Raw genomic sequence first — 12141 nt, forward strand, 5'->3', positions numbered from 1 at the left:
CAAAGGCAGAGGATTTTTAATTTTTATTTTCGAAAAGAACTAGTTCAACTCTTTTACACGTTCTTTTAATAGAGCAAGTTTTAAAACTTCTTCCATTTGTGTGACGTAATGAAACGTTAAACCTTTTAAATATTCTGGTTTAATATCGTCTACGTCTTTTTTATTATCGATGCACAAAATAACTTCTTTAATGCCCGCACGTTTTGCTGCAAGTAATTTTTCTTTTATGCCACCCACTGGTAATACTTTACCACGCAATGTAATTTCCCCGGTCATAGCCAAAGCTTTTTTTACCTTGCGTTTGGTAATAGCACTTGCTACAGAGGTTAACATCGCAATACCTGCGCTCGGACCATCTTTCGGAGTTCCGCCCTCAGGCACGTGAATGTGAATGTTCTGATTTTCAAAAGTTGTTTCGTCAGCGTCTACCAGATGCGGATGTGCTTTCAAATATTCCAAAGCAAGTGTTGCACTTTCTTTCATCACATCGCCCAAGTTTCCTGTTAGAGTTAACTTACCGCCTTTGCCTTTGCTTAAGCTGGTTTCGATAAATAAAATATCACCACCCACTTGTGTCCATGCTAAACCCGTTACTACGCCGGCAATATCATTGCCCTGGTATTTGTCTTTAATGTGCGATGGACCTAATATTTTTACAACCGCTTCTTCCGTAATTTTAGGAATATCTTCATTCTTGGCTATGTGAACAGCTGCGTTACGTGCGATCTTAGAAATTTTCTTTTCTAAATTACGTACTCCACTTTCAGCTGTGTAAGTCTCGATTAAATATTCTAAAACTTTATCGGAGATTTTTAATTGAGATTTTTTCAAACCACTTTCTTCCACTTGTTTCGGAATTAAATGGCGTTTAGCGATCTCCATTTTTTCTTCTACGGTATAGCCATTCACTTCAATAATCTCCATACGGTCGCGCAAAGCGGGTTGTATGGTGTTTAGATTATTACAAGTAGCAATAAACATTACTTTACTTAAATCATAATCCAATTCTAAAAAATTATCGTAGAAAGTTGAATTTTGTTCGGGATCTAAAACTTCTAACAATGCAGAGGAAGGATCACCATGATAATCGGAACCTACTTTGTCAATTTCATCTAAAATAAAAACAGGGTTTGAAGATTGCACCTTTTTTAAATTTTGAAGGATACGTCCTGGCATAGCACCAATGTAAGTTTTACGGTGACCACGAATTTCGCTTTCGTCTTTTAATCCGCCTAAACTCATGCGGACATATTTTCTATTCAATGCTTTGGCAATGCTTTTTCCTAAAGACGTTTTACCCACTCCCGGAGGTCCGTAGAGACAAATAATCGGGGATTTTAAATTGTTTTTTAGTTTTAAAACAGCAAGATGCTCGATGATGCGGTCTTTCACTTTTTCCAAACCAAAGTGATCTTCATCTAAAATAGCCTGTGCATTTTTTAAATCGAAATTGTCTTTCGTTACATCATTCCAGGGTAATTCTAAAATGAGTTCTACGTAATTTGTTTGAATGCCGTATTCGGCAGCATTCGGATTCATACGTTGTAATTTAGAAACTTGTTTTTCGAAAAGTTCTTTTACTTCTTCGCTCCACTTTTTAGTCAGCGCTTTTTCTCTGTAGCCACTGATCTCCTGTTCGAAGTTAGTGCCACCCAATTCTTCCTGGATGGTTTTAATTTGCTGATTTAAAAAATACTCACGTTGTTGTTTATCCAGATCCATTTTTGTTTTGTTCTGGATCTGATTGCGAAGTTCCAGCATTTGAAATTCCTTGTTCAGGTATTCCAACACTAATAAACTGCGTTCTTTTAAATTCGGCACTTCCAGCATTTTTTGTTTGTCGGCTGTTTTAGCGTTCATGTTGCTGGAAATAAAGTTTACCAAAAAGGTAGGACTCTCAATGTTGTTAATGGCGAAACTAGCATCACTTGGAATATTCGGAGAAATCTTCACGATCTGGGTAGAAGTTTCCTTCAAATTGGATACTATAGCCTGAAATTCCTTGTCATTCTTAGGTGGCAGAGCCTCTTCCATAGCCGATACTTTCGCTTTATGGTAAGGTTCCGTCTGAATATAAGAATCGATTTTAAAACGTTTTTTACCTTGAATAATAATCGTGGTATTGCCATCCGGCATACGCAACATTTTAATGATATGGGCTACAGTGCCCACACTGTAAAGGTCTTCGCTGGTAGGTTCTTCGGTACTGTCGCTTTTCTGAGCAACCACACCAATGGTTTTATCGCCTTTATTGTAGTCTTTTATTAAGTGTATTGATTTATCGCGGCCAACGGTAATCGGAATTACGACACCAGGGAACAAAACTGTATTGCGGAGCGGTAATATTGGCAGTATTTCAGGAACTTTCTCATTCCTCATATTGTCTTCATCCTCAGCACTCAAAAGGGGGATAAAATCCGAGTCCTCGTCAATGCTGGTTTTAAAGTCTAAATCGTTCAAATCTCCAAAGTTCATAGTCAAAGTATTTATTAGTACTAAAGGTAGTTCATATTTTGTGCCACAGCAAAATATTAGACTATTTGTCAGTAGCCGGAATTCTCATGTAGAACGAAAATCCGTTTTTGCTATACAATTTGTGAATTTGTGTTAAAGCATTCATCTGGCTTTCATCTTTGGTTTTGCAGACTATGTAAGCAGGGCGTTTGATGATACCATACTCCATCCACATAAGATTAGAGGTAGCAAAACTTTTAATGCGCGAATGTCCTTCCTTCACCATGATATCGAGTTGATTTTCGATGTATTTGATCTGGTTTGGATTACTGTAATCGTCGGGTTTTCTGTCGGAATAAAATAAGTAAGCGTAACTTTTAAAATTATGCGTTTCCACATCGGCATCTTTTCCTGCACAATTCTTATAAAATTCAATAGCAGCGTGTTGCGAATACTGTTCAATTTTTGGAACGAGGATGAGAATGGAGCCCGTAATAAACAAAAGATTCAAAAGCAATCCGTAATAAAGTAATTTAAGTTTATGTTCGGTAAGAGCCTTGTAAATTAAATAGGATCCTGCTAAAAAAATCAGCCCTATCATAAATTCAAATCCGGTCCAGTGCACATCGGCTTGTAAATTTTGTACGGCAAATTCGTCGGCAATCAGTCCGCTGTTTATGATCGGCTCTTTTATAAATTTCATCAACCCAATAAGTGTAAAAGCCAGCGACAGCAGGCCTGCACAAAACCAGTACAAGATTTTTAAAGCCTTTGAAAAACTAAAGGTCTCAAAATAATTTATAAGGCCAATAGTGGCAACAAAGGTTAATGGAAAATAACACAGGGAGGAGTAGTGAACAATTTTTGTTTTGATGACAAAAGAAAATAAAATAAGAACACTCCAGAAAAGGCAAAGAAAAATTTTTCGGATCTGTCTTTGAAAAGGAGTCAACTCACGGCACTTTAAATAAGATGCAATAAAGATGAGTGACGCAGGAAAACAACCGATAAGTAACACTACAAAATGGTAAATAAAGGGACCGCCATGCCCAGCATCTTCTGTTTCCAGGAGACGGATCTGGTATTCAATAAACTCTTCAATGATCTTTCCATTGCCTTTAGCCAACTCAATTAAGAACCAACTGCCTGAAACAAGCAGCGTAGTGGCTACAAAAATTAAAAAAGGTTTAGAAAGTAAAAGTTTTAATTGCCTGTTCCAGATGAAGTACGAGAGTAGTGTAAGTGCAACTATTACAAGTGCTGCGGGACCTTTGGTTAATACAGCAAGGCCAAGGAAAAGTCCGGCGAAAAGAGCATTCAGAATTTCTTTTTTGCCTTGTGGATTATTTAAAAAAAGAAGGCATTGATAAACAGATAGAAAAATAAAGAGATTAAACCAGGGATCAATAATTCCCGACTTAAAATACATGTGTGGGAGCAATGACGCTGCATATAAAAATGCCCAAAGAAGTCCGAATTTTTGAGAATGAAATTTTTTTCCGATCAAATAAATAGAAATTAAGGAAACGATACTGCATATCGCATTTGGAAAACGTGCGGCAAATTCATTCACGCCAAAAAGATTCATGCTTAAGGCCTGCATCCAGATAAAGAAAGGCGGTTTCTCCCAAAAAGGACGAAAGTTGAGTTGAACGTGTGAATAGTCGCCGGATACTACCATTTCGCGCGCGCATTCCGCAAAGTTTACTTCATCCCAGTCAAACAAAGGACAATTGCCGATAAAAGGAATGAATACAAGCGCGCTGATGAGAGCGATTAAAAAAATAATCAGTTTATTGTTTGTTAGAGCAAACATTAAGATTTCTTTAAATTCAGCAAAGGGCGGTTTAATTTTTCTATCCGGTTTCCGTGGATAAAAATAAAATAATAAACAAGGCTAAACAAAGTACCTATGATACTACCAACGGTAATGTCTACCAGCCAATGCTGTGAAAGATAAACGCGGCTTATCGCGGTAAAAACGGCAAGGCCCAAAAACAAAAATTTGTATGCCTGATTTTTAGTGGCAAATATCAGGCACATAAAAATACTAAATGCCTGTGTGGAATGTCCACTTGGAAAGCTGTTGTGAATGAAAAGGTGAGTTCCTTCCACCACGTTTAATTTTTTCCATAAATAATATTTAAAAACAAAACTCGGTCGGTTAACATCGTCGTAAATTTGGTGCTTTAAAGTAATAGACAGAAGCGTGGCAGTGAGAAAAGAAGCCGAGGCATACAAGCCCAAACGGATGTTATAGAGCAGGATAAACAAAAGGATAAAGGCTGCAATGGCGCCATCGCCAAGGTAGGTGATGTAGTAAAAGAAATAGTTAAAGAATGAATTACCTACAAACTGGTTCAGATAGTCGTGTATCTGAACTTTGCCATAGTTTAACAGAAAGCCAACGGAGGTTCCAATGAGCAGTAAATAAACTAAGACTATTAAAAAATTATTTTTGAGAAATCCCTTCAAATCCACTTACAGTTTTTTTGCCTCGTTCCAGTAAACGTCCAACTCCTCCAATTTGCAATCGGCAATTTGTTTACCTTGTTCTTTCACTTTGCTTTCCATATAGTTAAAACGCTTTATAAACTTTTTATTAGTTTGTTCTAAAGCATCTTCCGGATTGATATTTAAAAAACGCGCATAATTAATTAATGAAAATAAAATATCGCCAAATTCTTTTTCGGCATTGGCCTGATTTTTATTTTTTATTTCTGCTTCAAATTCATTTAGTTCTTCTTTTACTTTTGCGTAAACTTCCGACGGATCTTCCCAGTCAAAGCCTACGGCACGCGCCTTTTCTTGTATGCGGTAGGCTTTTAGAAGCGCGGGCATACTGTTAGGAACGCCCGAAAGCACCGTTTTATTGCCACCTTTTTCTTTTTGTTTGAGTTGTTCCCAATTCTGAGAAACCTGTTCAGGGGTTTCGGCCTTTACATCACCATAAATATGAGGATGACGGAAGATCAGTTTTTCGCAAAGTGTATCCATCACATCCTTGATATTAAAATCGTTGGTTTCGCTTGCTATGCGTGAATAAAACACGATGTGAAGGAGGATATCGCCCAGTTCTTTTTTTACTTCAGTAAGATCTTTTTTGAGAATCGCGTCACTCAATTCGAAAGTTTCTTCAATTGTAAGGTGCCTGATACTTTCAATGGTTTGTTTTTTATCCCAGGGACACTGTTCCCTTAACTCATCCATTATTTTCAGTAACCGTAAAAAAGAGCCTGCCCGTTCGTCCATAGAGGGCAAATTTAAGAAATTAATAGAGTAAATCGGGTTGAGAAAAGTAAAGGTTTAGTTATTTTAATTATTTTAGCACCTTGTTTAAAAAATACCTCTTTTTAGCGCTTTTGTTCTGTTTTGCGGCCTCCGAAATGACCGCCCAAAATGGTATTACCGGTAATCCTGACTGGCAAATTAAACCTGTTATCAACCAGGGTTTTATTCTTGTGCACCGCATAAGCATCGGCCATTTGGTAAAAGGCTACCCAACCAATTACGAATTAAATATTTCAAAACCTTCATTAGGAAACAAACTCTGGCAAATTGAAAATAACAAACCCGATTTTGGAGTGAGCCTGCAAGTGCTTGATTTTAAAAATCCCGTACAATTAGGGTATGCTCTTACCGCTGCGCCCTACATCGAACTTCCCTTAAATGCACGAGAAAAAGCATCGCGACTTATTCTGAGATTATGTTTTGGAGCAACTTATATAACAAAGAGTTTCGACATCCAGAAAAATCATAAAAACATTGCTATTGGAAGTCACGTAAATGCCTTCGTGCAGTTTAAATGGTTCTGGCAATTAAAATTATCGAAGAACTTGCGCTTCGAGCCCGGTTTTGCTTTTACTCACGCCAGTAATGGGAAAGCAAAAAATCCCAATCTCGGTTTAAATGTGGTGAGCTTAAATTTCGGATTGAATCTCCTGATTCCATCTAAAAAGCCAAAACCGGAGATTATCAAAATTGATTCTTCTACAAAAGCAAAGTCTAAAAATGAGATCATGGCTTTTGCCGCTGTAGGGTTTAATCAACGCAGTATAGCTACAAAAGAATTAAAGGCGTACGTAGTTTCGGTAAGTTATCAAAGAAATGTTCGCAATACACACAAATGGAGTGCCGGTATTGATTTGTTTTTAGATGAAAATTATGCTTACGATTATGAAAACCGATTTGGAAATAAACCAAAAGGCATCGATGCTACACGCATGAGCCTGAGGTTAGGATATTCTTATAACGTAGGCCGTATCAGCTTTCCCATAGAGTTAGGCTATTATGCCTTTCAAAAAGTGAGCCCTGGTCCTGATGGTGCTGTGGTGAGCCGAATAGGAGTAAGGTATTATGATAGATCGGGAATTGTAGCACACTTCGGTTTGCGCACACACTTTGCGGTGGCCTATGATTTTGAATACGGCTTAGGGTATCGTTTTTATCTCAAATAATGGTGAGAGGTTTTTTATATTTTTTTCTTTTCCTTTTTTTAAGCTCTTGTAAAAAAGAAAATGCCGTTGATTGTTTTAAATCAAACGGTAAAGAGATTACTGAACTTCGTCAGCCCGGCAGCTTTACAAAGATCGATATGAATGATAAGATTGATGTAACACTTGTTCAGGGGCCGGAAATAAAAGTGGAAGTCACTGCCGGGCAACACATCATTAAAAATATTTCTACCCGGGTAGAAGACGGAATTTTAAAAATTCAAAATAACAACAAATGCAATTTTGTGCGGGGATACAAAAGACGTGTGCGTGTAAAAATTACTTTACCTTATTGTTATAGCGTTATTAATAACGGAGTGGCAATGCTTACTATAGAAGCAGGCTTCGCACAGGATTCTATCAGAGTAAGAGCAGAAAGTTCGGGAGACATTCATTTAAATGGTACATACGATTACGTAAAAGCGCATTCTAATGGTAACGGTGATGTGTATCTGAATGGAAGTTGTAAATCATTAAATGTTTTTATAAACGGTACTAATTTTTTGCGAGCAGAGAATTTTGTCATCAGCGATTATGTTTTTGTGCAAACATTAAGTAAAGGCGACTGCTTTTTTAGCATTGATAAGTTAAATAAGTTCGAGTACATTATTTACGATAAAGGAAGTATTTATTACAAAGGCAGTCCTGCCACAATGAGTGGCTTTGTGGAAAAAGATGCCAGCGGGAAACTTGTAAAGGAGGATTAGTCTCTGCATAACTTAAAAACATAGAAACATAGAAGGGATAGGAATAAGCTGGATGCTTAAACTAACACAAAGGATTTGAAACTTTGCTTCAAATTCACGAATGAAATCCAGCCTGCGATTCAAAGATTTTACTCCAAAATGTTTCGCGGCCAAAACATACTATGTGTTTCAATCTTTGTTCGGATAAACAAAAACCCCGCCATCACGGGTAGCGCGATCGACGGGGGGTGTTGCGTGATTAGTTGGATGGTTATAACCACAAATTAATTATCAATAAACCGGTCTTTTAATTGTTGTTCGGTATTGATGATATGAATTATAAAATTTAAAAGATTAAGTAAATGCAGTTGTTGGTTTTGCGCTGCAAGCAAACGGTATTTTTCAGGATGCGTTAACTGTAAAGCAGAGGCTACACTGTAAATGGTAAGATTAGCAACTGTTTCATAATCTATTAATTTATTCTGAACGGTGCCAAAGTAATTTACAGTAGCATCCTGAAGATTATTTAAAATTACTTTTTGGTTGACATTTAAATATTCTATAAGTCCTGCACCATATAACTTCGGACGAAGCACTTCAGAAAATTCTAAGAGTTCAAAAATGTTTGTACCTTCTACAAGAATGTCCATTCCGCCGTTTTCGTAGGTTTTAAGAATGCGGTTGATCTTTACTTCGCAACCAAAACGTTGTCTTTTTCCTTTTTCCACGAAGGGAATACCAAAGGAAGCATCATTGTCTAAACAGTCATCCACCAATTGTTTGTAGCGCTCTTCGAAAATATAGAGCTTTGTTGTCTCTCCCGGAAATAACACCATGTTAAGGGGAAACATGGGAAGCGTTAATTGTCTTGTTTTCATATGCGTGTATTTAGTGTTAATTACAGGCCGCATGAAATAATCATGCATCTTTGGAGCTGGTATATCAGGTAGCCTGTAGGTACTTATACCTTTAGAACGGAATTTTTCAAAAATCGTGCTGAGTTTTGAAAGAATTTGTTCGAATATACCTGGAGATTTGTTTAGCATAACGGTTCAAGTATATATACGAAGGCGGCACCCGGAACGTTGGGTACAAGTAAAGGTAATTTGATACAGCAGTCTAAAAGGTGCTTTTCGGTTATTGAATAGCAGTTTTCAATGAGTGAATGAAATGCTCAATTGCCTGATTTTAGGGCAATTTTCCATAAAAAGCGTGTAAGAGGGTTATAAAGTAATGCCTAATTTTTTGGCAATTGCCGGACTCAGCGCTTTTTTGTGAAGCATAATACTCGTTGTTTTATAAAGCACATAGCTTTCGCTGGCATAGAAATAACCATCGCATTGATTTGATTCTGCGCCCCAGCTGTTCTTTACAATATAGTAAGGGGTAGTATTCTGATCTTTTACCAGGCCAACCACATGCATACCATGATCATCCTGCGTCTCGTAGTTATCAAATGCTTTCTGGCGCAGCTCCTGGGTTATTTCCAGTTGTTTTACAGGTTTAAGAGACATGTTTTTTCTTTCCTCATCCGAGAGTTTTGCCCCGTAATTTTCAGGAATAATTGCAAGTCCATCCGCACGCATAAACCCTTTCTCACTTACATCAGCGCCCCAGGCAAAAGTATAACCGGAGTTAATAGCAGTGGTCATAACTTCTTTAAATTCGTTTAATGGTAAGTTGTAAGTCTGTTGCCAATTCCAGTTGTCTGGAATCTCCAAAACAAAAGGTGTGTAGTAGGGATGATGCGAAAAGGAAGTTAGAAAAATATAATCGTCAGGATTTAGTCCTGTTGCTTGCGCGTAACTTTTCGGAGTATAACTTTTTCCTTTGTAGTCAAATTTTTCGGGAATTTTTCCCAGATATTCGTCACACACTGCATTTACAGTGTTGTGTAAAAAGGTAAAATCAATTTTTTGCGTCTCGTCTAAAGACGTGGGTTGCAAGATGTTTTTCAGAGTTGTTTCTAACATCTTATGATTATGAGGCGCACTGAGATCTTTTTTACCTGTGTAAACTTCTTCTGGTACCATTCCGTAGTTTTTTAAAACGTTAATAGCATCTGGAAATCCGCCCCCCTCGCCGAAGTTCGTCCGTCCATGCATGCGGATGTAGTTATCTGCTTTTAGAGCGTACACTTTGTTTACCACAAACATTTCGCTCAGGTTAAAATCTTTCCCTTTTCCCATTCTTATCATTTCACTTTCAAAGAAGGAGAGTGATGAAAATGACCAACAGGTGCTGGTTTGGTTCTGATTTTGAACAGGGGTATTTTCAATGTCTTTCACCACTGTGAATTTATATTCGCTGTCTTTTTTATTTGTTCTCTCTTGAGCTGTAATGCCAAGACTTAAAAAGAACAATCCGATAATCAGTTTGTGTTGCATGATGTTTATTTAGCTGGAGTAGTTTTTATAATGTGAAGCAAATATCTTATTTCAAAAACGGTAAACAAAATATAATGCAGTATGAAATGGATTGAAAAAGTATAAAATCCCGGATTGTCAATCACAGAATAGGCCAGGATAAAAACCAATGCAAAAAGTAATTTCACCACCACTGTACCCAATAAAAGTTCGGTAAAGCCTTCCTTACCTGCTTTATGGGAGTATAAAAAATTAAGAATGATGGAAAGTAGGGCGAAAAATGAAAGCCCCAGGTACCAGTTCTTCGAAACTAAAGAACTTAAACCATTTAAAGCAAGAGAAAGAAAGATGCAAAGGAGAGAGGTGTAGAGAACTGTAAGTAAATTTCGGAGCACTAACTTCATTCCTTTTTTGGATTTATAAAATCTTTCAAAACCAAATATAAGGCTGTTCCAATTCCTAACAAACTTAAAATGATAGTATAAACGGGTGTGGTAGTTTTGAAGTGCTCGTCGAGTTTGGCTCCTCCCCAGCAGCTCAACCCAATAATAACAGCCATTTGTATGGCTATATTACCGTATTTAAAAAAAGGATTAGGCTGTTTTTGCTGTGGCATTCATTCTGTCTGAATTCTGAACCATGTTTTTTACTTTGGCGCCCATGTTACAGCTTCCGGTAAATAAGGCTCCCGGCTCAATCATTAATTTAGAAGTAACAATATCACCATTGATCTTTGCGGTTGCTTTTAAAGAAAGCGTTTCCGAAATATTCACAGTGCCTTTCACTTCACCTTCTAATTCGGCATTTACGCTGGTAATATTACCTTCTACCATCCCGTTCGGACCAAGAACTAACTTTCCGGTTATCACAATGTTTCCGGTTAAAAGTCCATCAATACGAACGTCACCTGCAGATGTAATGTCACCTACGATTTTGGTTCCTTTTCCGATAATGTTTATTGATCCGACTTCTACTGTCTGATTTTTTGATGATCCCATTCCCAACATGATGTTTAATTTTTTGGTCAGTAATTAATAATTCCAAAAATAGCAGAATCTTTTGTTTTTACGCTTGATTTAACGTTAAAATTGGCATTTTTTCGACAAAACTGCTTAATTTGAGCATAAAGCCGGGCCCAGCGTTTTTGTGCCTGATCGCTAAACAAGCCAGCAGATCTAAGAAAATTCTCAAACCTGGAAACAACAGGAACTTATGGTATTCTGAGGGTTACTTAATGGTTTACCTGGCAATTATCACAATATACTGTCATCCGTTTTCCTTTCCCGATATTTTCTTTAATCAAAGGAAGGTTGCACCGCGGACAAATTTTTTTCTCGTAAACATTAAAGTGCTTACTAAGCGTATTCTCTTTTTTCCATTTGTAAAAATTCCAGGTGTAGGTTTCAGTTTTTTTAATGAGTTCTCGTAGTTTTTTAAGAGGAAGATCCTTCACCAAGGACCTTGGATGAATACGCGCTAAAAATAATGCCTCATTTTTAATAATATTTCCTACACCTGAAAAAATTTGTTGATCGAGTAGGGCGTCGCATACATTTAAGTCTTCAGATTTTGTAAGTTCTTTCAATTTTTTCTCTGCGCCTTTAGCGTCCCACTTATCAGACATGATATCTGCTTTCATATCATAAACATCTTCGGGAGAGCCTTCTACCAGGATCACATTGCAGGTATAAAAATTTATTTCTCCTTTGATAAAACTCAACCGTAGGCGTGGCTTTGCGTCCCGACGTTCATTTATCCGATAAGAACCAAACATTAATAAGTGAATGCGGATGAAAAATCCTTTGAAACAAATTAAAGTATGTTTACCCCAGCTTTGTAGTGTTAAGATTTTTTTGCCCTTCATGCGCTCCAGGCCGACTCTAGCAGTGCCACTCGCTTCAATGACTTTTTTACCTTCAAAAGGTTTTAGTTTTTCTTTGAGAATGAGTATAGATGGACCTTCAGGCATGTGTGAGCTATGCGAAGGGTATGCCAGTTCTCGACTACCAACAAGCTGGCCCTAACCTCCACCGGATGGGAGCACTGCTTGCACTGACAAGCTACGTTCGCATTGACAAGACTATACTTGAAACAATATCGACTACCTGCTATCCAAAGTCGTAATCTCGAAAAGATGTTGGT

Annotated in this window: 12 protein-coding genes; 2 read left to right on the forward strand and 10 right to left on the reverse strand. The window is 37.5% G+C overall.

Features of this window, described 5'->3' with window-relative positions; genetic code table 11:
* Nucleotides 1-39 precede the first annotated feature (39 nt).
* From lon to CNR22_18195, 4 genes are all read right to left on the reverse strand, one after another.
* Nucleotides 40-2475 (reverse strand): endopeptidase La, encoded by a 2436-nt coding sequence (lon, locus tag CNR22_18180; GenBank protein PBQ33622.1) that lies wholly within the window; start codon nt 2473-2475, stop codon nt 40-42.
* Nucleotides 2476-2536: 61 nt separating this feature from the next.
* Nucleotides 2537-4270: a glycosyl transferase gene (locus CNR22_18185; GenBank protein ID PBQ33623.1), complete on the reverse strand. Its 1734-nt coding sequence runs from the start codon at nt 4268-4270 to the stop codon at nt 2537-2539.
* Nucleotides 4270-4935 (reverse strand): phospholipid phosphatase, encoded by a 666-nt coding sequence (locus CNR22_18190; protein ID PBQ33624.1) that lies wholly within the window; start codon nt 4933-4935, stop codon nt 4270-4272. Before CNR22_18190 ends, CNR22_18185 begins: the two co-directional genes overlap by 1 nt.
* Nucleotides 4936-5706, reverse strand: coding sequence for a nucleoside triphosphate pyrophosphohydrolase (locus CNR22_18195; protein PBQ33625.1), 771 nt, complete (start codon nt 5704-5706; stop codon nt 4936-4938). It abuts the gene before it with no gap.
* An 80-nt stretch (nt 5707-5786) separates the two neighbouring features.
* Between CNR22_18195 and CNR22_18200 the strand changes: the two genes are divergently transcribed.
* Together CNR22_18200 and CNR22_18205 are read left to right on the forward strand one after the other, a co-directional pair.
* Entirely contained in the window at nt 5787-6911 is a 1125-nt protein-coding gene (locus CNR22_18200) for a hypothetical protein (protein ID PBQ33626.1), read from the forward strand.
* Entirely contained in the window at nt 6911-7654 is a 744-nt protein-coding gene (locus CNR22_18205; GenBank protein ID PBQ33627.1) for a hypothetical protein, read from the forward strand. Before CNR22_18200 ends, CNR22_18205 begins: the two co-directional genes overlap by 1 nt.
* 263 nt (nt 7655-7917) lie before the next feature.
* Here CNR22_18205 and CNR22_18210 read toward each other — a convergent pair whose 3' ends face one another.
* The 6 genes from CNR22_18210 to CNR22_18235 form a co-directional block, all read right to left on the reverse strand.
* On the reverse strand, nt 7918-8679 hold the full coding sequence (locus CNR22_18210) for a hypothetical protein (GenBank protein PBQ33628.1): 762 nt from the start codon (nt 8677-8679) through the stop codon (nt 7918-7920).
* Between the two features lie 177 nt (nt 8680-8856).
* Complete coding sequence (locus CNR22_18215) at nt 8857-10020, reverse strand: aminopeptidase (protein ID PBQ33629.1); 1164 nt, start codon at nt 10018-10020, stop codon at nt 8857-8859.
* A gap of 5 nt (nt 10021-10025) precedes the next feature.
* Nucleotides 10026-10403 carry a hypothetical protein gene (locus CNR22_18220; protein ID PBQ33630.1) on the reverse strand — a complete coding sequence of 126 codons (378 nt, stop codon included), beginning with the start codon at nt 10401-10403 and terminating at the stop codon, nt 10026-10028.
* On the reverse strand, nt 10400-10615 hold the full coding sequence (locus tag CNR22_18225) for a hypothetical protein (protein ID PBQ33631.1): 216 nt from the start codon (nt 10613-10615) through the stop codon (nt 10400-10402). Before CNR22_18225 ends, CNR22_18220 begins: the two co-directional genes overlap by 4 nt.
* The gene (locus CNR22_18230; GenBank protein ID PBQ34946.1) at nt 10593-10997 is read right to left on the reverse strand and encodes a cell shape determination protein CcmA; all 405 of its coding nucleotides are present in this window, start codon (nt 10995-10997) and stop codon (nt 10593-10595) included. The genes CNR22_18225 and CNR22_18230 overlap by 23 nt, the downstream gene beginning before the upstream one ends.
* Before the next feature lie 233 nt (nt 10998-11230).
* Nucleotides 11231-11968, reverse strand: coding sequence for an endonuclease (locus tag CNR22_18235; protein PBQ33632.1), 738 nt, complete (start codon nt 11966-11968; stop codon nt 11231-11233).
* Between the last annotated feature and the right edge of the window lie 173 nt (nt 11969-12141).

It is taken from the genome of Sphingobacteriaceae bacterium (assembly GCA_002319075.1).
Classification (GTDB): Bacteria; Bacteroidota; Bacteroidia; order B-17B0; family Aurantibacillaceae; genus Aurantibacillus.